20 protein-coding genes and 1 pseudogene are annotated in these 23742 nt (G+C 60.2%); 6 read left to right on the forward strand and 15 right to left on the reverse strand.

Going from position 1 to position 23742, the window contains the following annotated elements; translation table 11 throughout:
• The first annotated feature begins 142 nt into the window (after positions 1-142).
• From AC1RNA_RS13645 to AC1RNA_RS13655, 3 genes are read left to right on the forward strand one after another with little or no spacing between them, the layout of a single operon-like run.
• Positions 143-1720, forward strand: coding sequence for a sensor histidine kinase (locus AC1RNA_RS13645; protein ID WP_492951450.1), 1578 nt, complete (start codon positions 143-145; stop codon positions 1718-1720).
• Positions 1721-1778: 58 nt separating this feature from the next.
• Complete coding sequence (locus AC1RNA_RS13650) at positions 1779-1994, forward strand: DUF1289 domain-containing protein (protein WP_009339138.1); 216 nt, start codon at positions 1779-1781, stop codon at positions 1992-1994.
• Between the two features lie 28 nt (positions 1995-2022).
• Positions 2023-2535, forward strand: coding sequence for a TIGR02281 family clan AA aspartic protease (locus AC1RNA_RS13655; protein ID WP_009339137.1), 513 nt, complete (start codon positions 2023-2025; stop codon positions 2533-2535).
• Here AC1RNA_RS13655 and dusA read toward each other — a convergent pair whose 3' ends face one another.
• The 8 genes and pseudogenes from dusA to AC1RNA_RS13695 form a co-directional block, all read right to left on the reverse strand.
• A complete protein-coding gene (dusA, locus tag AC1RNA_RS13660) occupies positions 2536-3525 on the reverse strand; it encodes a tRNA dihydrouridine(20/20a) synthase DusA (protein WP_492951451.1) in 990 nt (329 codons plus the stop codon).
• Positions 3526-3872: 347 nt separating this feature from the next.
• Positions 3873-4023 (reverse strand): annotated as a pseudogene (locus AC1RNA_RS13665) (IS3 family transposase); the annotation flags it as partial.
• Positions 4024-4081: 58 nt separating this feature from the next.
• Positions 4082-4729, reverse strand: a complete 648-nt coding sequence (locus AC1RNA_RS13670; protein WP_492951452.1) for a hypothetical protein — start codon at positions 4727-4729, stop codon at positions 4082-4084.
• 73 nt (positions 4730-4802) lie between these two features.
• Positions 4803-5411, reverse strand: a complete 609-nt coding sequence (locus AC1RNA_RS13675) for a Crp/Fnr family transcriptional regulator (protein ID WP_492951453.1) — start codon at positions 5409-5411, stop codon at positions 4803-4805.
• Positions 5408-5695, reverse strand: coding sequence for a hypothetical protein (locus tag AC1RNA_RS13680; RefSeq protein ID WP_492951454.1), 288 nt, complete (start codon positions 5693-5695; stop codon positions 5408-5410). The genes AC1RNA_RS13675 and AC1RNA_RS13680 overlap by 4 nt, the downstream gene beginning before the upstream one ends.
• A gap of 132 nt (positions 5696-5827) precedes the next feature.
• A complete protein-coding gene (locus AC1RNA_RS13685; RefSeq protein ID WP_492951455.1) occupies positions 5828-7333 on the reverse strand; it encodes a DUF1254 domain-containing protein in 1506 nt (501 codons plus the stop codon).
• Between the two features lie 92 nt (positions 7334-7425).
• Complete coding sequence (locus AC1RNA_RS13690) at positions 7426-9852, reverse strand: arylsulfatase (protein WP_492951456.1); 2427 nt, start codon at positions 9850-9852, stop codon at positions 7426-7428.
• Positions 9853-9963: 111 nt separating this feature from the next.
• Complete coding sequence (locus tag AC1RNA_RS13695) at positions 9964-10215, reverse strand: hypothetical protein (protein WP_009339127.1); 252 nt, start codon at positions 10213-10215, stop codon at positions 9964-9966.
• A gap of 594 nt (positions 10216-10809) precedes the next feature.
• Here AC1RNA_RS13695 and AC1RNA_RS13700 point away from each other — a divergent pair.
• Positions 10810-12966 carry a tetratricopeptide repeat protein gene (locus tag AC1RNA_RS13700; RefSeq protein ID WP_492951556.1) on the forward strand — a complete coding sequence of 719 codons (2157 nt, stop codon included), beginning with the start codon at positions 10810-10812 and terminating at the stop codon, positions 12964-12966.
• Between the two features lie 296 nt (positions 12967-13262).
• On the forward strand, positions 13263-13619 hold the full coding sequence (locus AC1RNA_RS13705; RefSeq protein WP_492951457.1) for a YbaN family protein: 357 nt from the start codon (positions 13263-13265) through the stop codon (positions 13617-13619).
• Here AC1RNA_RS13705 and AC1RNA_RS13710 read toward each other — a convergent pair whose 3' ends face one another.
• The 7 genes from AC1RNA_RS13710 to oxc form a co-directional block, all read right to left on the reverse strand.
• Positions 13620-14357: an ABC transporter ATP-binding protein gene (locus tag AC1RNA_RS13710; RefSeq protein WP_009339119.1), complete on the reverse strand. Its 738-nt coding sequence runs from the start codon at positions 14355-14357 to the stop codon at positions 13620-13622.
• Positions 14354-15088, reverse strand: coding sequence for an ABC transporter ATP-binding protein (locus AC1RNA_RS13715; RefSeq protein ID WP_009339116.1), 735 nt, complete (start codon positions 15086-15088; stop codon positions 14354-14356). The genes AC1RNA_RS13710 and AC1RNA_RS13715 overlap by 4 nt, the downstream gene beginning before the upstream one ends.
• On the reverse strand, positions 15085-16032 hold the full coding sequence (locus AC1RNA_RS13720; RefSeq protein ID WP_492951458.1) for a branched-chain amino acid ABC transporter permease: 948 nt from the start codon (positions 16030-16032) through the stop codon (positions 15085-15087). Before AC1RNA_RS13720 ends, AC1RNA_RS13715 begins: the two co-directional genes overlap by 4 nt.
• Positions 16029-16892: a branched-chain amino acid ABC transporter permease gene (locus AC1RNA_RS13725; protein ID WP_009339112.1), complete on the reverse strand. Its 864-nt coding sequence runs from the start codon at positions 16890-16892 to the stop codon at positions 16029-16031. The genes AC1RNA_RS13720 and AC1RNA_RS13725 overlap by 4 nt, the downstream gene beginning before the upstream one ends.
• A gap of 48 nt (positions 16893-16940) precedes the next feature.
• The gene (locus AC1RNA_RS13730) at positions 16941-18158 is read right to left on the reverse strand and encodes an amino acid ABC transporter substrate-binding protein (RefSeq protein ID WP_492951459.1); all 1218 of its coding nucleotides are present in this window, start codon (positions 18156-18158) and stop codon (positions 16941-16943) included.
• A 247-nt stretch (positions 18159-18405) separates the two neighbouring features.
• The gene (gene frc, locus AC1RNA_RS13735) at positions 18406-19680 is read right to left on the reverse strand and encodes a formyl-CoA transferase (protein WP_009339109.1); all 1275 of its coding nucleotides are present in this window, start codon (positions 19678-19680) and stop codon (positions 18406-18408) included.
• A 76-nt stretch (positions 19681-19756) separates the two neighbouring features.
• A complete protein-coding gene (gene oxc / locus AC1RNA_RS13740; protein WP_492951460.1) occupies positions 19757-21496 on the reverse strand; it encodes an oxalyl-CoA decarboxylase in 1740 nt (579 codons plus the stop codon).
• Between the two features lie 658 nt (positions 21497-22154).
• Here oxc and oxlT point away from each other — a divergent pair.
• Positions 22155-23459: an oxalate/formate MFS antiporter gene (gene oxlT / locus AC1RNA_RS13745; RefSeq protein WP_492951461.1), complete on the forward strand. Its 1305-nt coding sequence runs from the start codon at positions 22155-22157 to the stop codon at positions 23457-23459.
• Positions 23460-23742: the final 283 nt, after the last annotated feature.

A 23742-nucleotide genomic window follows, 5' to 3' on the forward strand; every position in this document is an offset into this window, starting at 1 on the left:
CGGCGGCACGGCGGCGGCGGGCCGCAGATTTACTTTTCATTAACCTGATTAAATCTGTCTTTAAGGCCCCTCTTAAGAATTTCCCGCCAGAAATGGAGGCGGGAAAATCCGTGCCCTGCGCGTACCGGGAATTTGTTTGTAAATGAGTGATCTCGTGCCCTCTCCGGCCGATAGCGTGGCCGCTGCGCCTGCCAGGACACGGCGCGTGGCCGCCCAACGCGTCCGAGAAGCGCGTGACCGCCTGACCTCGTCGAGCGGCACCCGCCCTGCGTTCGATCACGAACTGCTGCGTCAGTATGCCCAGACGCGCATGTCCGCCTCGCTCGTGGTGATCCTGCTTGTGGTCGCCACGGGGGCGCTCTCCAGCCTCTGGCTGCCGATGCTGTATGCGGGCATCTGGACTTGCGGAATTCTGGCGATTCATGCCGTCGTCATCCGCCTCTGCTCGAGATTCCTGAACCTGCCGCCGGCTCCCGCGACCACGCGCAGATGGCGCCACCGTTTTGTCGCGCTCGACCTGCTCTATGGTCTTGGCTGGACAATGATCCTCGTTCATCCATCCGGTGTCGACGTGGTGTCGAACACCTTGATGCTGTTCCTGATGCTGCTCGTCGTTGCGGTCTCGAGCATGCTCGCGGCAAGCCTGCCGATCGCGGCCTTCGCCTCAACCATTCCAGTGACAGCGGCCATTGCATTGAATTTCGTGCTGCGCGGCACGCTCGACGCTTACATTCTGGCAGCACTTGCGGTTGCTGCCGAATGCTACTTCGCCCTGCTCGCCCACCGGCTGCACTCGACCACGCTCGCCACGCTGGAAGCGCGCGCCGAAAAGGACGCGCTGATCGGCGAGCTTGAACAGGCCAAGGCGATCTCCGACGAGGCGCGGCACCGCGCCGAAGCCGCCAACGTCTCCAAATCGCGTTTCCTTGCGCAGATGAGCCACGAGTTGCGCACGCCGCTGAACGCCATTCTCGGCTTCTCGGAAGTCATGAAAAGCGAGATTTTCGGATCCCACGCGGTGGCCGTCTACAAGGACTACTCCGCCGACATCCACAATTCGGGCGTGCATCTTCTCAATCTCATCAACGAGATTCTCGATCTGTCGCGCATCGAGGCCGGCCGCTATGAGTTGAACGAGGAACCCTTCTCACTCGTTCATGTGGTCGCCGACTGCCACCACCTCCTGAAGCTGCGCGCATCGAGCCGGGGCATCACCATCCACGAAGTCTTCGAGGATGAAATGCCGAAGCTGTGGGGCGACGAGCGCGCCACGCGCCAGATCGTGCTCAACCTTCTGTCCAACGCCATTAAGTTCACCCCGCAAGGCGGCGAGATCTGGCTGAAGTCCGGCTGGACCGCATCCGGCGGGCAATACCTCAGCGTCAAGGACACCGGCTCCGGCATTCCCGAGGATGAAATCCCGATCGTGCTGGCGTCCTTCGGACAGGGCTCGAACTCGATCAAGTCGGCCGAGCAAGGCGCGGGCCTCGGCCTGCCGATCGCCAAGAACCTGATCGATATGCACGGCGGCACCTTCACGCTGAAATCAAAGCTGCGCATCGGCACCGAGGTCATCATCACCTTCCCGCCCGAGCGCGTGATGGCGGCGCTTGCTCCGATGCCGGAAGGCCCACCGCTGCAGCCGGATCAACTCGACATGAGCGATGAACGAAGCCGGCCGCGCGGACGGCCGATCATGAATGCAGGAACGGGGCTCTGAGCCATGGCCGCACAACACACGGCTTGCGCTGAAACACCGGCGGCCCTTTATAGGAGGCATGAGCTACGAGTCGCCGTGCATCTCCGTCTGCGTGATGAGCCCCGAGACCGGGCTTTGCCTGGGCTGCGGGCGGACGATGCAGGAGATTTCCGACTGGGCTGCTCTGACGCCCGAGGAGCGAGCCGCCATCATGGTCACGCTGGTGAGGCGCATGACCGATGCCGGGATGAAAGTGCCACCTGCGCTGGTGCGCTGGCTCGAGGTCTGTTGCTGACCTCCGACAGCATGATGGCAGGTTCGCCGTGATCCGGTTTCTGACAGTTATCATCGTCCTGCTCGGCACCGCCGGCTCGATCTACGCCGTGCAGAATCCGACCGGTTTCGAGAGCGCCAAGCGCACCGCGCTGAATGCGGTCAACCACTACACCCGCCGCGACACTCGCGCGGTAGAAATTTCCCGCACCCATAGCGGTGAATTCGCGCTCCGCGCCAGGATCAATGGCGTCAAAACACCGATGGTGATCGACACCGGCGCCACATCCGTCGTGCTCACTTACGAAACCGCGAAAGCCGCAGGCCTGCCGCTCGATCTTGCGACCTACGATGTCGAGGTCGAGACTGCTGGCGGCCATGTCCGCGCGGCGCGCGTCACGCTCGACCGGCTGGCGGTCGGAAAGCTCGTTGAATTGTCAGTGCCGGCGCTCGTTGTGCCGCGCGGCCGGCTGAAAACCAACCTGCTCGGCATGAGCTTCCTCAACAGGCTGGAAAGCTGGGAAGTCCGCCCTGACAGACTGCTGCTGCGCGGCTATCCGTAATCAGGCCGCAGCAGCCTCGGCTGGCACGACCAGCCGCAGCGCATCACGCAACTGCTCCACGCCTGCATCGGCCTTTACGCAGTTTTCCGCCAGCGCGCGACGGAATGCTCGCGCACCGGCCACGCCATGAAACGCACCGACCATATGGCGGGTGATGGAGTGCAACCGCGTGCCACGCGCGCGTTGCCTTTCGATATAGGGAAACAGCGACTCGATGGCTTCATGCATCGAGGCATGCGGCGACGACGCACCGAACAGCTCGGGATCGACAGCGAGCAGCCGCCACGGCTCGTGATAGGCGGCGCGGCCCAGCATCACACCATCGACATGCTGCAGATGAGCCTTCGCCTGTTCAATGGAAGTAACGCCGCCATTGATGGAGATCGTGACGTCCGGCATCGCCGCCTTCAGGCGATAGACCCGATCATAATCGAGCGGCGGAATGTCCCTATTCTCTTTCGGAGACAATCCCTCGAGCCACGCCTTGCGCGCGTGAACGATCAAGGCATCTGCGCCCGCCGTCACCACGTTCTGCGCAAGCGCGTCGAGCGCCTCCTCCGGGTCCTGATTGTCGACGCCGATCCGGCACTTCACCGTGACCGGCACGCGGACCACAGCCTTCATCGCCGCCACGCATTCGCCGACCAGTTGCGGCACCGTCATCAGGCAGGCGCCGAAGCGGCCATCCTGCACGCGATCGGAGGGGCAGCCGACATTGAGATTGATCTCGTCGTAGCCGAACCCTTCGCCGATCTTCGCACTCTCCGCGAGATCGCGCGGATTGGACCCGCCCAGTTGCAGCGCCACCGGATGCTCGCAGGCGTCGAAACCCAGCAACCGCTCGCGGTCGCCACGGATCACCGCGCCGGTCGTCAGCATCTCAGTGTAAAGCGTGGCCCGGCGCGTCAGCGCGCGATGGAAGACCCGGCAATGCCGGTCCGTCCAATCCATCATGGGCGCAATGGAAAATTTATGCGTACAATCAGACACTTAACAGAATTTCCGTTAAAATCGCGGACTTTCGAGCCGGTCTTTACTGAGCATCTTCAGATACTTAGGGTTATGAGTCCGTGCAATCAACCGATTTTTGTCTCGGACTTTGTCCTGCGCTGATGCAGTCGGCCGCTATGAGTATCGACAGACGACGGTGGGACGGGTCGCACTCATCATCGATAATTCTCTATACGAGCTGGATCTCCCGTGTACGTTCCTAGCTCGAATGCTTTTACAAGTTCTGGCGTGCACCCATCATCACTATTGGCAAAATGACATTGCAACGGAATGCGAAGGTCCGCGGGATCGCAAGCTAGAGGGTACACCAAAATATTTCGCGGTTACACGGACCAGCCGACCACGCGTCGGGAAACAGATCAATGACGGCGGCCACATAGAGCCAGCCTTCTGCCACCCAGACATAAGTAAAGTCGGCAATCCATTTCCCGTGGGAGCTGGCGTTTCGAAGCAACGGTCGAGCACGTTGGCTGCGACGGCGCTCGCCTGACGATCACCCACCATCAGGAGGAAGGCGCCGCCGTCCGGCACGCCCTCAATGAACGAACCGCCCCGCCGCCATCATTAGGTGATGCTGTTGATGGTGACCGCCCTGCACCATAATTCCCATGAAGCCGAGCGCCCTGAGCTTGGTCAGCGGCTGTGTTTCGCTCGCTATCACCGTGAGAGTGACGCCATTTTGCAGATCGTCGCTTTTTGCATTCCAGCCAATCTCGCGTAGCTCGCTTACGTGTGCGGGTACCATACGTTTGATCGCCTCCAGCGTGCGCCCTTCGCCAGTCACTTTGATCTCGATGCCATTGTCCACGTCACGTTGGGTGGCGGCAGCATGCAAGGTCACCTCATTCATATCGATGAGGTGCTGCCTCAATGCCTCGATGTTGACCTTCGCCCAATCCGTCTTCGCGTCAGCTTGCAAAAGCTGTACGACCTCTTGAATAGCGCCGAAAGCGTCTTGCCCCGGCATGGTTGGGGTGCTGGTTGCGCCGGCTTGCGCTCCATGCATCATGCTGTGGTTGCCCATACCGCCGCGCTGCATCATTTGCTGATGCATCTGGTCCATCGTGCCGCCTTGCTGCATGTGCCCATTCATGCGGTCCGAGAACATTTGGGCAGAGGCATACACGGTGGCGGCCAACAGCGTCGAAACGGTGAGGGCTGTTTTCCAAGGAAATCTCGTCATTAAGGACCTCTTTTGCTGCGTGCCCCACGAATATCCTTTTAACAGCCCGCTCCATCCACGCATATGATCTCAATCATACGCGCTGAAAAACTATGATCTTTGATCCTCTGCGTTTGATCTCGCCCGAATGTTCGAGCTTCGCCAAAGTTCGATAGAGGGCCTCGTGCGTTAGACCCAGTTCGGCAGAAAGGTCTTTCAAGGTGCCGGGCAGTCTGACTGTGCGGCCGTCCGCTCCGGTGTTCAGCGCGAGAAAGTGTCGAACGCGGTCGGCTGCCGAACGGATATTGCGCTGCTCAATGCGGGTGCGGAGCTTCATGACCTGATGAGCTAAAGTTGCAGAAAACGCTCGAGCAGCCTTTGGGTTTGCCTCGAAAGCGGCCAACACTTCACGCTTGGGATACAGGCGCACAATTGCATTGGTGCTTGCAATTGCATCGCAATGATACTGTGTTGAAAACAATGATGCCTCGGCCAAGGTCTCGCCGGGATCAGCCACGTGCAACACCACCTCGCGGCCGGAGCTATCAGTCCGCGTGAGCCGAATGCGGCCCGTTAGAACCTCAATAAGTCCCTCAGTTCTGTCGCCACATCGAAACAGGGCCTCGCCTGCTCTCAGCTTGCGGTCGACTGCTGCTTCCCGCACGGCAGCCGCCAGCCAGTTGTCGACCGACGTTGAAGTCATTGCATATAATCGATTCGATTCCGCCTGTTGGGCGGGAGCCGTCCGACCTGGAATTCCCGCGACGCCGCAGTGGCACCCGATGCATTCACACTTGCATGGTAGTAGATTGCGGCGATTGACCAGCCGGGCGTCGGCGGCGTTGCGGCAAGACTGCCGTATAGGCCCGGCAACCAGTATGAAATGCCATTTTCGTCGGCGGCGGTCATTTGCGGAGAAAGCAAAGCAATTGCGGCGGCTGCGAGAACACTGGTCAGCCGGGGCCCGGCCATACCGTAGCTTTTCATGATCATCGCCTTTCCGATCTAATGCTCTCGGTCAGTCCCCGTCGGTTCAGACGACTGTCTGCAACATCCGGGTGCGCAATCGGAGAATGCCCACTTCACCGCCGTTTTCCGGGGCTGTACATGACGAAGAAGCTATTGTTGAAGTTCAATTTCGCCGGGCCGCCAAGCCTTGTCGAACCAGGGCTTTGTCGGACCATAGAGCCGCAAAAGGGTGTTCCAGCTCGTACCAGGGACCGTCTGCACCCAGTTCTGTTCCTGCCCCGCGGGCGCCTTCGGGCCGAAGAAGACATCTACCGAACTGTCGGCATTGACCTTGAGGCCTTCGGTTTGGCTGCCGACCGTCGGGAATTGCTGGTCAGTTTGGATCATCGAGCGTGTCTGGTTGTCGTAGAGGATGATCGACCAGAAGTTCTTGATCGGAATGTTTGACGGCAAATGCAGCTTGTAAGACTTTCCCCCGTCAAGCGCATCGCCCTTCGAGTCGACGAAGGCGGCCATGTATTGCGAGCCTTCGCCAACGGTTTTTGAATCCATCGCCGGCGTGACCCCGGTGGCATAAAAGAAAAAGCCTGCGTAACCGTTCAACTGACGGGCGCCTTTTTCCTCAAACTTGTAGCCACCGATGAAACCAAGTCGCCAATTGCTCTTGCTGTCGGGATAATAATAGCCGTCGGCCCCTCGCCATTTGTACATTGTGGCGCGTGCGGTGGCGTCACCAACAGCGGCGGCTTCGGTCAGTATCTTCTTCATTCTGTCGTCCGGTGCGAACGGCTTGCCCTTCGCAATTCCAATTGAGGCCCAGAATCCAAGGGTCGTAGAGTCAACGCTGTCAGTGGGTTCGTCCTGCACGACTTTGTTGAGAAGCTCCCAGAACCGATAATCCCCCGGACCGACCATGTTGAACGGCTTACCGGACATGTTCACGAAATTGAGTTTCGGTGGTTTGGCCGCCTGTTTGAGCGGGTAGATCTTTGTGAATTTCTTGACGGCATCCACGCCGGGCTTCGGATCGCCATTGACCAGGAAGCTCCGCCAGGCCGTCCAGACGCTGAACGAGTTCGGACGAATGATGAAGTAGCCTCTCGGCACCTCACCCGTGTAGCCGGGCGGCAAGAAAAGATATTTCCCGCCTTTACCTCGATCCGGACCAGTGAGCCCTATGTCGCCATTCCAATTGTACCACATATCATCAGCGAGCCCGAGCACCTTGGGAGGAGCTTCGACGACGATGGGTCCGTCATGGAGGTCCAGCCAAAACCAGGTATAAGGTGTATTGTTGTTGGCAGTGAGCTCCGTGGTGCGGGAGTCGACCAACGTCTCCCAGATTGGCACGGTCGTGTTGGCGGGGCCTAGCCGCAGAATGTTGTCTCGGTTAGCCACCTGATTCACCACGGGCAGAGCCAGCAGGTAGGCTTGGACCGCGCGCTGGAAGTCGAGGTTGTCATACAACTTGTCGACCGTCGCCGCGTCAGGGAAACCGCCGAAGAAACTCAGAGTCCCAAGACGCGTTTCCACCTTGTCCGGGATAGCAATGCCGGGAGGAATGGGCGTTTGCATCTTGTACTGCTGGGAATTGGCGGGAAGCGCCGAAAGCGCCAACAAAGATACAGCAGAGGCCGCCAGTTTAATCGACGTCATCGTGTTGTCGCCTTTTTCAGGAGCGCGGTGATCTCAAAGAATCGTAGTGGCGGTAGGATGCCCAATCCTGTTGTTGCGCGCCCCCAGTCTTCTCAATCAGACAGTCCCTTCTTCAGCACCGCCGCCTTGCGGCCCTGTACAGCTTCTTCACTGTCGGCCTTCTTCATTTCCTTCAACTCGATCGTCACCTCGCCGATTTTGCCGGTAAATTTGAACGGCACCTTGTAGGCCTCCGTGACGGGGGTGCCCTCGTCGGCCCCGACATCGGCACCTTCGTCGGCTGAGAAGCCGCAGCACTGGGTCTGCTCGATGCGGCCGCTGGCAACTCTTTTGCCGTTGACAAACATCGTACCTGTACCGCCCTTGCCGATCCCGCCGCCGTCGTAGGCGAACTCGAATCGGATCGTGACCTTTCCGGCCGGCAATGCCTGCTGGGAAGCCACCGTAAATCGCTGCAAGCCAAGGAAATTGTAGGTGTACGTTGGCTTGCCATCCTTCAGGTACAGACTCCACCCGCCGAACCTGCCAGCCTGGGCAAGGATGGCTCCGCTGGCACCCGCCTTCGGGATTTCCACATCCGCAGTAATGACATGCGAGCGGTTCTTCGTATTGATGAACACGTTCTCGGACATCCCGGTCATGCCCTCGTGCACCGTCAGCGAGGTACGGCCGGCCATCAAGTCGGGCCGTCCGACCATCGCCGCGTTCAGTCGCTCCAGAGTGCGGTCGTCGAGCGGCAACACAGAATACTTGACTGCCTCCTTGAGAAACAGCTCCTGAAGCTCCTTCAGCTTATCCGGGTTCTTTGCAGCGAGATTGTTCGCCAGGCTGAAGTCCGTCCGCGTATCGTAAAGCTCCCAGATATCCTCTTCGAGCGGACGGCGATTCTTAGTTTCCCACGCTGCCCGGTGGATCGTTCCGGCCAGCCAGCCATCATGGTACACCGCGCGGTTGCCGAAGATTTCGAAGTACTGCGTCTTATGGGTGCTGTCTGCCTTGGGATCGGCAAAGGAGTAAACCATGCTCGTCCCTTCGATCGGCGTCTGAACCGTGCCATTCACGCTCTTGGGCTCTGGCAAGCCGGCTGCCTCCAAGATCGTCGGTACGATATCGATCACGTGATGCCACTGCGAACGCAGCTCACCCTTCGCCGCAATGCCCTTCGGCCAATGAATCACCATGCCATTGCGGGTGCCGCCATAGCTCGAAGCCACCTGCTTCGTCCACGTGAAGGGCGTATCTCCCGCGACTGCCCATCCGGCCGCATAATGGCTGTACGTCATCGGGCCGCCGAGGTCGTCGTAATGTTTGAGGATATCCTGAACGGTTTCCTGCACGCCGTTGAAATAGGTCATCTCGTTGAACAAGCCGTTCATGCCTCCTTCGGCACTCGCGCCGTTGTCGCCGACAATGTAGAAGACCAGCGTGTTGTCGAGTTGGCCGGTCGCCTTGATGGCATCGACCAGCCGGCCGATCTCGGTATCGGCGTATTCGCCGAAGCCGGCGAACACTTCCATCTGGCGCGCAAACAACTTTTTCTCGTCCGCGCTCAGCGTGGCCCAATCCTTTATGGCTTCCGGCTTGGGGGCGAGTTTCGTATTCGGCGGCACCACGCCGAGCTTGATCTGGCGGGCCAGCGTTTCCTCGCGCAGCTTGTCCCAGCCCTGATCGAACTTGCCCTTGTATTTGGCGATCCATTCCTTTGGCACATGGTGCGGGGCATGGGTTGCGCCCGGCGCAAAGTACATGAAGAACGGCTTATCGGGCGTCAGCGACTTCTGGTACTGCATCCAGTCGATCGCCTTGTTGGTCATGTCCGTCATGAAATTGTAATTCGGATCTTTCGACGGCTCGACCTGGGTCATCCCATCATAGATCAGCGGAGCCCATTGGTTGGTCTCGCCGCCCATGAACCCGTAAAACTTGTCAAAGCCCTGACGGGTCGGCCAGCGGTCGGTCGGGCCCGACGGACTCACTTCCCACGCCGCAGTTTCGTGATTTTTGCCGAAATGGGCGGTGCTGTAGCCATTCAGCCTTAGCATCTCTGCCACGGTAGCTACGCTGTTGGGGCGCTGTCCGGTCTGCCCCGGAAAGGTCGTCGCAGTTTCCGCGATCGAACCGAAGTTATTCATGTGATGGTTACGGCCGCTCAGCAGCGCCGATCGGGTCGGCGAACAAAGCGCCGTGGTGTGAAATTCGTTGTAGCGCAGCCCCTCGTTCGCCAAACTTTCCACCGTCGGCATGTGAATCGGCCCGCCGAAGGCACTCGACTGACCGAAACCCATATCATCGATGAGGACGATGAGCACGTTCGGCGCAGCCGCCGGTGCTTTCACTTCGAATCGAGGCGGCGGCGTTGCATTGCGCGCGTCGAATACAGTGCTGTGTGGGTATTGCGGTTCCGGGATCGGCAAGACCGAACGATCCGCCGGAAGCACTATCTCCGGAGAAGCTGCCTGCTGCGCGTTCGCCGGAATTGCCAGCAGCGCAATCGAGGACAGTGCGGCGAGCGCCGTCATCATAGATCTCATGTCACCAACCTCCGGGAAATGAACGACAACAAATGATGACTAATGCAGGCATGTGCACTCGCGCATCCACAACTCGGTGCAAGCGGTTGAAAACCCGGATCAGCGTCGGCCGGCGCGATTGACAGGGCCGCCGCGGTTCATCGGCGTTCCCCGCACTCTTGCGCCGGGTCTCACTACAGCACGCGCGACAGGACGCGGCCGCAGCACGACGCCAGGTCTGACGATGCAGCCAACGGGATATTCAACATACTGGCAGTATACCACCGCGCTTGCTCTTTCGGGCCTTGCAGCAACGAAGCCGGCGACGAGCCCCGTCGTCAGCAGTGCCGATATTGCAATCGATAGCTTCATCCCGGCGTCCTCCGTTGTTCTAGTTTCCAGAATGTCGAGATCGAGCGATATGTATATTGACGCAGATCAAGCCCCGTATGCAGGTGATTACCGCGTAATACTGCTTGAGGTTAGCCGGACGCTGCGACGGTCTTACCTTGATCGACTCGGTGGGAGGGTTGCGTGCAGACCACGTGCCTACCACTTGACACAATGCCGAGGCAGTCGATGCTGGATGCCGGATGCAGTGGTGTCGACGAAGGATTGCGTGATCGCGGTTGAGCGACAGGGCTGAAGGGCAGTCGTTTGGCACACAAGCGGAGCAAATCAGGTAGCAAGACACCGAAGGCCTTCGCGCCTTTGCCGGTTTCGTCGCTGCTAAATCTAAAGCCAGACCGGCAGGCCATCCTGCCGAGGCGCGCCGTCTGGATAGCGATAGCAGTCGCAGCGGCCGCCGTCTTCGCTTTCGGTGTTGCCTTCCAGTTTCTCAATCATAGCGGACCGACATCGAAAGCCCAAAGCCCATCCATCGCCAGCTTCGTCGGAAGCGAAACCTGCGCAGGTTGCCACCAGGCCGAAGCCAAATTATGGAACGCCTCGCAGCACAAGGCCGCGATGCAGCACGCCACCGACCGGACCGTGCTCGGCAATTTCAACGACGCGAGCTTCGACTACTACGGCGTGCATTCCCGCTTCTTTCGCAAGGACGGCAAATTTCTGGTCGAGACCGATGGCGCCGACGGTAAGCTTGCCGTGTTCGAAGTGAAATATACGTTCGGCATCGATCCGCTGCAGCAATATCTGATCGAGTTTCCCGACGGCCGCCTGCAGGCGTTGCCGCTCGCCTGGGACTCGAGGCCGCAGGACAGGGGTGGCCAGCGCTGGTTTCACCTTTCACCCAACGAAGAGATCAAACATGACGATATCCTGCACTGGACCAAGCTGAACCAGAACTGGAATTTCATGTGTGCCGAGTGCCACTCGACCGGCCTGCGCAAGAACTACGACGCGGCCAAAGATCGCTTCACCACCACATGGGCGGAAATCAGTGTCGGCTGCGAAGCCTGTCATGGGCAGGGCTCGCGCCATACCGCCTGGGCGCGCGATCAACGGAACTGGTGGCCGTTTGGTAAGCGCGAGGATTCCAGCAAGGGATTGCTGGTGCGGTTTGACGAACATCAAGGCGTCTCCTGGCCGATAGACCCACAGACCGGAAGCGCCCAACGCTCCGCAGGGCCGCCAACGCTGCGCAAAGAAGTTGAGACTTGCGGGCTCTGCCACGCGCGCCGCGCCGGTTTCCTTGAAAACTGGATACCCGGACAATCGTTGTCGCAGACCCATGTGGTCGAAGCGTTGGCGCGCATCACATATCATGCCGACGGCCAGATCCGCGATGTCGAGGAACCGTACAATTACACGCCGTTCAAGCAAGGCAGGATGTTTGCCGCCGGTGTCACCTGCAGCGATTGTCACGAGCCGCACAGCGCGAAGCTTCGCATCTCCGGCGAAGGCGTCTGCCTGCAGTGCCATGCCTCCGACAAATACACCGATGTGAAGCATCGCCAGCATGCGACCGTCGACCCGGCGCCGACCTGCATCTCGTGCCACATGCCAGCCCGGACCTATATGGTGGTCGATATCAGGCATGATCACGCCTTCAGGATTCCACGTCCCGATCTGTCCGTCACGTTGGGAACGCCGAACGCATGCAACGACTGTCATCACGACAAGTCACCGCAATGGTCCGCCGCAGCAGTCGAGCGATGGTTCGGTCCAATCCGAAAGGGCTTCCAAGGTTACGCACCGGCATTCCATGCCGCCCGCACCGACCAGGCCGATGCCGCCGCGCTGCTGTCCGTCCTTGCTGCGGATCGTAAGGTGCCTGCTGTGGTCCGCGCCAGCGCACTCGACGAACTTGCATCGCGCGTGACGGCGGCCAATGTCGCGACGGCCCGCACTGCGCTTGCCGATCCCGATCCGATGGTTCGGATTGGCGCCCTCGACATGTTGGAAAATGTGCCCGCCGGTCAGCTCTGGTCCCTTGTGTCCCCGCTGTTGTCCGATCCCGTTCGCGGCGTCCGCATCAGGGCGGCCTCGCTGCTGGCGGCCGTATCGACCGCGGACCAGCCAGCACAGGACCGCACGACCTTTGATCGGGCGGCGACCGAGTTCATCGCCGCCCAGCGCGCCAACGCGGAGCGACCGGAATCCCGTACCACGCTCGGAAATTTCCTCGCGCAGCGTGGACAATTGCAGGAGGCCGAGGCCGAATACAGGGCCGCCCTCAGGCTCAGTCCGCAATATGCTACGGCGGCGATTAACCTCGCCGATCTTTATCGGCAACGCGGCCGGGACAGCGAGGGCGAAATTGTCCTGCACGCTGCGCTTGTGAGTTCACCGCGCGACGCGGCCCTGCATCAGGCGCTGGGCCTAACACTGATAAGACTCAAACGGCCGGAGGGCGCGCTAAACGAATTGCATCAAGCCACAGAACTGGAGCCGTATCAGCCGCGCTACGCCTACGTTTATGCTGTCGCGCTGCATTCCAGCGGCCAGTACGAGGAAGCCATGACCGTTTTGAAGAACGCCCTGCACAACCATCCAAAGGATCGCCAGATTCTTCAGGCCCTCGTTTCGTTCAGCCGAGGGGCGGGAGATGCCGCAGCGGCGCTCAGCTACGCGAAAAAGCTCGCGACTGTCGGGCCACCTGACCAGGATCTAGCTACGCTGATTCAAGAACTTCGCCGATCTACCCAGCCGCGCGCGCCATAAACTGGCTGGTTCCGGGTTGCCTCGCGCTATTTGTCTCCGAGCCACACCGGCGCGACCGATCCCTTTGGCGCAGCCACCAGCAACAACTCGACCAGCCCGTTGCCCGTGCGCGCGAAGTGTTTCGGATCGGTCATATACATCTTATTTGAACATTGATCTCGGACAAGATGTCACCCGGCAATTATCGTCAGCCCGATTAGAAATCCTCAAAGCTGACGCCTTTGAAAAAGCATCCGCCCTATGGCAGCCTGACGGTCCAATCACTTCGCAAGGACCATTGGCACGGTCGCCATTGCATGCGTCACATTTATCTCGTTCTCGGTATCGGATGCGTGGCACTCGGCTTCATTGGCGCGTTCCTGCCAGTGCTGCCGACGACGCCATTCCTCATTCTCGCCGCGGCTTGCTTCGCCCGTTCGTCACCGCGGCTTGAAAACTGGCTTCTCTCACACCGCCACTTCGGGCCAATGTTACGGGCGTGGCGCGAACATGGCGCAATTCCCCGCAAGGCGAAACTGATGGCGTTCGCCGGCATGAGTATCGGATTTATCGCATTCTGGATGGGCAGCAACCCCGGCCCGCTGTTGATAGAGGGCGTCGGGATCATCATGCTGTCGGGCCTTGCCTACGTGTTCAGCAGGCCCTCTGCGTAATCAAAGCCCGAGATAGGCCTTGCGCACCTGTGGATCGTCGATCAGGTCCTTGGCCGATCCGCTATGGACGATGCGGCCCGTCTCCATGACATAGCCGCGATCCGCACCCGACAGGGCCAGATGGATGTCCTGCTCGACGAGCAGCACGGTCACGCCATCGTTGCGGATCGAGGCCAGCACCTCCATCAACTGCTCGGCGATCACCGGCGCGAGGCCGAGGCTCATTTCATCGATCATCAAAAGCTTCGGCGCCGCCATCAGGCCGCGCGCCATGGCGCACATCTGCTGCTCGCCGCCGGACATGCTGCCCGCGAGCTGACGCCGGCGCTCCGACAGTTTCGGAAACAGCGTGTACATCTTGTCGAGGTCGCGCGTGACCCCCGCCTTGTCCCTACGCTGGAACGCGCCCATCAAGAGATTGTCCTGCACCGTCATGCGGTCGAACAACTGCCGCCCTTCCGGCACCTGCACGAGGCCGACAGCGAACGCCTGATCCGAGGTCATCGGCACGAGATTCTTGCCGTCGAGAATGATCTCGCCCGTACAGGCAAGGACGCGCGACAGCGCGCGCAACAGCGTGGTCTTGCCGGCGCCGTTACTGCCGACCAGTGCCACGATCTCCGCCGGATAAACATCGAGCGACACATCGTTGAGCACCGGCATGCCGCCATAGCCGCCGCTGACGCCGCGCACGCTCAGCATCACGTCTTTCTTGTCCGCAACCGCCGCCATCGTCATGCGCGCCTCTTGCCGAGATAGGCTTCGACAACAGCCTGATTGGAAAGAACGGTGTCCGGGTCGCCGTCGGCAATCTTCTCACCGTGATGCAGCACCATGAGCCGGTCGGACAGGCTTTTGATCGCCTTGATGACGTGCTCGATCACGAGAATGCTGATGCCCTCGTCGCGCACCTTGCGGATGACGTCGATCACCTCGTCGATCTCGACGTGGTTGAGACCCGCCATCACCTCGTCGCACAACAGCACTTTCGGCTGCATCGCCAGCGCCTTCGCGAGTTCCAGCCGCTTGCGGCCCGGTCCGCCGAGTTCATCGGCGCGCTGATCGACGAACGCGCCGAGGCCGACGAAATCAAGCTGCGCGCGCGCCATCTCGCGCGCCCGCGACAATTGCGATTCACCGCCGCCATGGCCGAACAGCGCGCCAACCGCGACGTTGTCGAGCACCGACAGGCCGGGAAACGGCCGCATGATCTGGAAGGTGCGGCCGATGCCGAGGCGCGCACGTTGATACGTCTGCAGCGGATTGATCGATTTGCCTTCGAACAGGATGTCCCCGGAGGTCGGCGCGACCGTACCGCTGATCAGGCTGATCAGCGTGGTCTTGCCCGCGCCGTTCGGGCCGATGATCCCGAGGATCTCCTTCGGCTGCAGCGAAAAGCTGACGTTGTTGACGGCAATCAGGCCGGCAAACCGCCGCGTGACGTTCTGAACATCGAGTATAGCGCTCACAGCCGGGTCGCCTTGATGTTTTCGGAGAAGTAACGCCAGCCCGTCTTGCGGAACTGGCGGATGATGTCTGCGAGGCCGCGCGGCATCAGCACTACCGCCGCGACCACCACAACGCCGAAGAACAGGCCCGCGATGCTGGTGACTTCGCTGGACAGGACTTCGGAGATGGCGGACAGCGACAGCGCACCGACAATCGGGCCGAGAACGGTGCCGGGGCCGCCGAACACCGCCATGATGATCATCTTGACGTTGAGGCTGATATCGAAGGCGCTTTCGGGATCAATGAATGTCACCCAGTAGGCATGAATGCCACCCGCCAGCGCGCTGAACACGCCCGACAGCGCGAACGCCGTCACCTTGTAAAGCGTCGTATTGACGCCCATCACCTTGGCGCCCTCTTCGTTCTCGCGGATGGCGATCAGGCCGAAGCCGAACTTGCTGCGCGACAGCCACCAGATCGTCAGCGTCACCGCCACCAGCAAGGCCAGAGCCAGTTCATAGAACAGCATGTCGTTGTTCAGCGGCGGCAGCACAAGACCGATGTTCTGGCCCGCCAGCTTCACGTTGGAGACGATGGCGGCCATGACCTGCGCCAGCGCCAGCGTCGCGATCGCGAAGTAATGGCCCTTCAGCCGCAGTACCGGAAGGCCGAGCAGGATCGCGAACACGACCGACAGCAACACGCCAAAGGCAAGACCAACGCCAAACGGCAGATCCCACTGCACCATGGCGATGCCAACGCCGTAGCTGCCAAGGCCGTAAAACGCCGAATTGCCGAACGAAGCGTAGCCGGTATAGCCGCCGATGATGTTCCAGCCTTGCGCCAGCACGGCCAGCAACAGCGCGTTGATACCGAACTGCACCAGCACGTCAGAGCCGAACCACGGCACCGCGATCAGAACGGCCAGTGCGATCAGGATAAGGAGGAGGCGAAGCGCTTTCATGCTGTTTTTCCAAGCAGGCCGCTGGGCCGCACGATCAACACCAGCACCAGAACGCCGAAGCTCGCCACGTCAGCAAAGGTCGCGCCGATATAGAGTACCGCAAGCGATTCAATGATGCCGAGGAACAGGCCACCGACGATGACGCCGAGCGGATTGTCGAGGCCACCGATAATGGCGATTGCGAACGATTTGGCCGTCAGCGTCGCGCCGATATACGGATTGATCTGCGAGACGGTGCCATAAAGGCCGCCCGCGGCACCGGCAAGACCGATGCCGATGCCGAAGGTCATCGCGTAAAGATGGCGCGGCTCGACGCCGTAAAGACGCGCGGCGACGAGGTTCTGCGCGGTCGCCCGGATCGCGCGGCCAAGCCGCGTATGCAGAAGAAACAGCCACATCGCGAGCGTCAACACGATGGCGATGCCGAACGCCAGAAGCCGGGCCAGCGGCAGCACCACGGTGCCGATCTGGATGCTGTTACCAGCATAGGACGGATTGATGGTGCGGAAGTCGGCGGAGAATGCGAGCTGCGCCAGATAGGTCAGCACCACTTCCAGCCCGAACGTGATGAGCAGCGTGTTGAACATCGGTGCCTTGACGACGAGGTTTAGAAGCCCCCGCTGCATCGCGTAGCCAACCGCGAACATCACCACCGCCGTAATCGGCAATCCGAGGAAGGGATCGATGCCGAGATACGTATAGAGATGCCATGACAAATAGGCGCCGAGCATGATGAATGCTCCGTGCGCCAGATTGACGATATTGAGCACGCCCCAAACCAAAGCAAGGCCCAAGGCCATAACGGCGTACAGCCCTCCGAGCAGTACGCCGTTAATCAGGATTTGTAGCAGCAGATCCAAGGTAGCCCCTCCCCTTCAGCCTCAGAACAGCGACGCTAAGCCCAAGGCTTAGCGCGCATTCCAGGCCGGCATCGGGTACTTCGCGGGGTTGATCGCACCCTTGGTGCCATGGATCGCAACCAGCTTGTCGCCCTGCACCTGAATCACGGTCTGCGGCAGATCGATCTGGCCGTTTGCGCCAAACGCGATCGGACCATAGATGCTGTCGAACTTCACCTTGGCGAGCGCATCGCGAACCTTCGCAGGATCGGTCGAACCGACATCCTCGATCGCCTGAACCAGCGCCTCGACGTCGGCGGCACCGGAAGCGGCGTGATAGTCCGGCTCATAGTTGAACTTGGTCTTGTACTCAGCCTCGAACTTCGCCGCGTCACCGAACCAGCGGTCCTTCAGATCAGCCGAAGGCAGCCAGGCCGTCATGCCGAAAGCGTAGTCGGCATCCTTGCCGAGTGCCTTGCGGAAATCCTCGCTCGGCACGCCGACCGTGAACGAATACATCTTCGGCGCAACCGTCAGGCTCTTGGCCTGGCGAACGAAGTTGAGAATTTCAGTCTCGTGACCCGCGACCAGCACCGCGTCGACGTTCTTGCTGCGGATCTGCGACAACAGCGAGTTGAAGTCGGTCGCGTTGGTGCTGTAGCGCTCGTCCATCACGATGTCGAAACCCGCCGCCTTCAGCTTCGGCCGGGTGCCGTCACCCACCGACACGTCGAAGGAATCGTCGGCGTACAGCAACGCCACTGACTTCGGCGCAGGCTTCAGACCCTTCATCATCTCGATGGTGGAACCGAAGTAGTTGCTGGCGGGCGCCAGCGTGCCGAAGATATACTTGAATTTACGGGCGAAGATCTGGTCCGAAGCGCCACCGCCCTGCACCATCGGAATCTTGTACTTTTCCGAGACGGCGGAGTCGGCCAGCGCGAAGTTGCTGGCGAACGGCCCGAGCAGGAAATCAACCTTGTCCTGCGAAACGAGCTGGGTGTACTGCCGCACGCTCAAATTCACATCGGACTGGTTGTCATAAATCTTCAGAACGACCTTGCGCTTTTCGTTGCCGACCTTCACGCCGCCGGCTGCATTGATCTTCTCGATCGCAAGCTCATAGGCGTCGCGATAGTAGCGGCCGGTGTTGGCGACCGGGCCGGTCAACTGCACAGACGCGCCGAAAACAATGTCCTTTGCCACCGCCGGATTGGCGGCAAATGCCAGTACGGCCGCAGAAGCCGCCGCAATCAAAGTCTTTTTGGAGATCAATCCGTTCGACATGGCCATCACCCGCTCTCTCTCACGAAAATTAGACATCGCTTGATAAGGCTGCGACAGAAAAACGCAACCGTTGCGGCTTGCCACTATCGTTTAAAGATGCATCGCAATTGCTGCGTCACGGAATATCGAGTGCGGAAAATCGCACAGTCACGTTGCATCGCAACGCGAGGAAATCAGAAGTCATGCAGAAATAAAAAAAGGCCGGGGCTTAGCCCCGGCCAGGTCATCCTCGGGGGAGAGACCTTAATTACTCAGCGGCGAGCGGAACTTCGCCGAGCGCGCCGGACGAGCGGATATCGCCGATCTGGCTCTCGGAAAACTTCAGAACGTCGCGCAGGATTTCGTCGGTGTGCTCACCCAGCAGCGGCGAGCGGACGACTTCCGCCGGGCTGTCGGACAGCTTGATCGGATTGCCGACCGAGATGTACTTGCCACGGGTCGGGTGATCGACCTCGACGAGAGTGCCGGTCGCATACAACGACTTGTCCTCGGAGATTTCCTTCATCGACAGGATCGGGCCGCACGGAATGTCGACCTTGTTGAGGATGTCCATGCACTCGAACTTGGTCTTGGTCATGGTCCACTGTTCGATGCGTCCGAAGATCTCGTTCAGGCGCGGCAGACGAGCGGCCGGCTTGGCGTAGTTCGGGTCGGTCTTCCAGGTCGGCTCGCCGATCACATCGCAGATCTTCTCCCAGACCGGAGCCTGGGTGATGAAGTAGAGGTAGGCGTTCGGGTCGGTTTCCCAGCCCTTGCACTTCAGGATGCGGCCCGGCTGGCCACCACCGGAATCGTTGCCGGCGCGCGGGGTCGCATCGCCGAATGGGATGCCTTCGCCGAACTGGCTGTATTCCTTGAGCGGGCCGTGAGCGAGGCGCTGCTGGTCGCGCAGCTTGACGCGGCAAAGGTTGAGCACGCTATCCTGCATCGCGACGGTGACGCGCTGGCCCTTGCCCGAATGGGTGCGGTGATAAAGGGCGGTGACGATGCCGAGGGCGAGATGCAGGCCGGTGCCGCTGTCGCCGATCTGGGCGCCGGTCACGAGCGGCAGTCCATCACGGAAGCCCGTGGTCGAAGCCGAACCGCCAGTGCACTGCGCGACGTTTTCGTAAACCTTGCAGTCCTCGAACGGACCGGGGCCGAAGCCCTTGATCGAAGCGACGATCAGCTTCGGGTTGATCTTCTGGATGTTCTCCCAGGAGAAGCCCATGCGATCCAGCACGCCGGGAGCGAAGTTCTCGACCATGACATCGCAGCTCTTCATGAGCGCGGTCAGGACTTCCTTGCCCTTCGGGTTCTTCGCGTCGAGCGTGAGAGAGCGCTTGTTGTGGTTCAGCATCGTGAAGTAGAGGCTGTCCGCGTTCGGGACATCCTGAAGCTGACCGCGGGTAATGTCGCCGGTGCCGGGACGCTCAACCTTGATAACGTCCGCGCCGAACCACGCGAGCAACTGAGTACAAGTCGGTCCTGATTGAACGTGAGTAAAGTCCAGAATACGGACCCCGTTGAGCGCCTTCGTCATAGCTTCCTCCAGTTGATTCTTATTGGCCGTTGGTCCCGGCGCCACTCCCCGGAGGAAGCAGCGCCGGGGTTATCACTCATTTCTTCTTCACAACCACGCTCTGCGGGTTGAGGCTGCCGATGTTGCCGCTCTCGGTACCCGCCGCCGGATCGATCACCGCGTTGATGAGGGTCGGCTTGCCGGAATCCATCGCGGCGCTGACGGCACGCTTCAGTTCATCCGGCGTCGTCACATGAGCGCCGACACCACCGAACGCTTCCATCATCTTGTCGTAGCGAGCGTCCTTCACGAACACCATCGGCGCAACATCCGCCCCGCCCGTCGGATTGACGTCGGTGCCGCGATAGATGCCGTTGTTGTTGAAGATCACGACGCAGACCGGCAGGTTGTAGCGGCAGATCGTCTCCACCTCCATGCCGGAGAAACCGAAGGCACTGTCGCCCTCGACAGCGAGAACCGGCTTGCCGGTCTCGACTGCGGCCGCCACGGCGAAGCCCATGCCGATGCCCATGACACCCCAGGTGCCGACATCGAGACGCTTGCGCGGCTGATACATGTCGATAATGCCGCGTGCGAGGTCGAGCGTGTTGGCGCCTTCATTGACCAGGATCGCATCCGGCCGCACCTTGATGACATCACGCAACGCGCCGAGCGCGCTGTGGTAGTTCATCGGCGAAGCGTTGTTCATCAGCTTCGGAGCCATCTTGGCGATGTTGGCTTCCTTCTTGGCGTTGACGGCGCCGGTCCAGTCGGACGGTGCCTTCGCCCACTTGCTGTCGATACCACCGAGCAGCGCGGACACGCAGGAGCCGATATCGCCGACGAGAGGAGCAACGATCTCGACGTTCGAGTCCATTTCCTTCGGCTCGATGTCGATCTGGATGAACTTCTTCGGCGCGGAGCCCCAGCTCTTGCCCTTGCCGTGCGACAGGAGCCAGTTGAGGCGTGCGCCGATCAGCAGCACAACGTCCGAATCCTTCAGCACGGTCGAACGCGCAGCACCCGCCGACTGCGGATGCGTATCCGGCAGGATACCCTTCGCCATCGACATCGGCAGGAACGGAATGCCGGTCTTTTCGACCAGCTCACGGATCTTGTCGTCGACCTGGGCGTAGGAAGCGCCCTTGCCCAGAATGATCAGAGGACGCTTGGCACTCTTGAGAACGTCGAGCGCGCGCTTGACGGCGTGCGGCGCAGGAATCTGCTCCGGCGCGGGGTCGATAACCTTGACGAGCGACTTGTTGCCCTCTTCCGCGGTCATGACCTGCGAGAAGAACTTCGCCGGCAGGTCGAGATAGACGCCGCCAGGGCGGCCCGAGCATGCAGCGCGGATCGCGCGGGCGATACCGATGCCGACATCCTGCGCGTGCAGCACGCGGAAGGCCGCCTTGCAGAGCGGCTTGGCGATCGCGAGCTGATCCATTTCTTCGTAGTCGCCCTGCTGCAGGTCGACGATCTCGCGCTCGGACGAGCCGGAGATCAGGATCATCGGGAAACAGTTGGTGGTGGCGTTGGCCAGCGCGGTCAGACCGTTGAGGAAGCCGGGAGCCGAAACGGTGAGGCAGATGCCGGGCTTCTTGGTCAGATATCCGGCGATCGCGGCGGCGTTGCCGGCGTTCTGCTCGTGGCGGAACGAGATGACACGGATGCCCTCGCCCTGCGCCATGCGGCAAAGATCCGAAATCGGAATCCCCGGCACTGCATAAATCGTGTTGATATCATTCAGCTTGAGCGCGTCGATGACGAGATGGAAGCCATCCGTCAATTCCTGCTCTGCCGCATTGGTATCAACGTTTGCTACTGCTGCTACTGACATCAGTACCCTCCCAGGGTTCATTCCGCTTCACGCGGTTTTCTATCGAGGTGACTAGCTCGCGAGGATCGAGCCGTTTGCGTGTTGATGGATCGTCGTACGTAAAATCATGGCTCAAAGATGAGGTTTTACATCCGCTGCAGATCTATCTAGCCCGTGAACGTGTGGTCGGCTGCCATGTACCGCAACCAATCGTCACTGCCGAAGCGGTGAAGATATCGGCCGAGGCAGGCGGACTCCACTGATCGCCACAACCAGATTGCATCCGACAGACCGCATATGAAATGCGCCATCGTTGCTGGAAAAATTCATTGGCATACTAAATACCAACTGTCAACGAGGAAGCGTCACCATGCCCAATCCTTGCGACAGGCCAAATGTCGCGCGGCAAACATGTCTTCCGACATGCCGGGACTAGCAGAAATTTTGCGATGCGGAATCCACGAGGACTGCCCTTCGCGCCCCAGAAAAAAGGACGAGGAAATTTCTTCTGTAATTGTAATGTGTAACGCGGACGTATTCGTCCAGATCTCAAGTTCGCATTTGCGAAAACGGCGAACAACAAGGCAGTTTTGAACACGACCCTCTTGCCTATTGGCATATCATATACCAAAATCACCCCACGCACTTCGACTAAAGAAGGTGCTTTGGGAGGAATGTTATGACAGAATCGGTAGGTAATGGCGCCACCCGTGTCAGTGACGGCTATCGCTGGACTCAGCTAGCGATCGGCGTCGGCTGCATGGTGATGATCGCGAATCTTCAGTACGGATGGACGTTCTTCGTCCCCGACATCCAAAAGCAGTTCGGCTGGGATCGCGCGTCGATCCAGTGGGCTTTCACACTTTTCGTCCTGTTCGAAACCTGGCTCGTGCCGGTTGAAGGCTGGATCGTCGACAAATACGGCCCGCGCCTCGTCATCATGATGGGCGGCGCCTTCTGCGCCATCGGCTGGGTTATCAATGCTTACGCAACGTCGCTGACCGGCTTCTACATCGGCCAGATCATCGCTGGCGTTGGCGCCGGCGCCGTGTACGGCACTTGCGTCGGTAACGCGCTGAAGTGGTTTCCGGACAAGCGCGGCCTTTGCGCGGGCATCACCGCTGCTGGCTTCGGCGCTGGCTCTGCCCTCACCGTCGCTCCCATTCAGGCGATGATCAAGAACGACGGCTTCCAGGCTGCGTTCTTCAACTTCGGCATCGGTCAGGGCGTGATCTGCATGATCCTCGCGATCTTCATCATGGCGCCGAAGCCCGGCCAGACGCCGCAGCCTGTGGTGAACACCAACATCCAGCAGACTCGCCGCGACTACGGCCCGAGCGAAGTCGCCAAGACCGGCGTGTTCTGGCTGATGTATTTCATGTTCGTCATCGTCGGCGCAGGCGGCCTGCTCGTCACTGCCAACCTGAAGCCGATCGCTGCCGACTGGCATCTCACCAACATGCCCGTGACCCTGATGGGTCTGACAATGACCACCGTGACCTTCGCAGCGACAATCGACCGCGTGCTGAATGGCCTCACCCGCCCGGCCTTCGGCTGGGTCTCGGACAAGATCGGCCGCGAGAACACCATGTTCATCGCATTCGGCCTGGAAGGCCTCGGCATCGCGGCGCTTTACATGTGGGGCCACGATCCGGTGTGGTTCGTGATTCTCACCGGCACCGTGTTCTTTGCCTGGGGTGAAATTTACAGCCTATTCCCCGCTGCCTGCACCGACACCTTCGGTTCGAAGTTCGCAACCACCAACGCGGGTATGCTTTACACCGCGAAGGGCTTTGCGGCGCTTCTGGTGCCGTTCGGCAATTACATGCAGCAGGCCACGGGTAGCTGGGATGGCGTCTTCCTGCTTGCTGCAGGTGCGAACATCCTCGCCTCGCTGCTCGCCGTTGTGGTGTTGAAGCCCTGGCGCAAGTCTGTTGTTATGAACAGCCAGCTTCCAAACGCCGCAGGTCAGTTGGCCGCTTAAAACCCTATCAAAATCGGGCCCGCCGGAATTCCGGCGGGCTCCCGCCTTTGACAAATCCGATATCAAGCATGTCTAATATCCGGTATGCCACGCCTGATATTTGGAATGCCAACCGGGCAAAAGCATTTGAAAACGACCACGCCACCCGGCAAAAGCGGCGGCGAAAGAATTACAAGCCGATTGCTCTGACATGGCCGTAGCGGCCAGCGGATCAACCTCGGAAACCAATCTGAACGGACGGCAACGTCCCGTTCGATACAAGAAGCAACGCCGGTAGCCACCG

This window comes from Afipia sp. GW821-FHT14H12 (assembly GCF_058803465.1).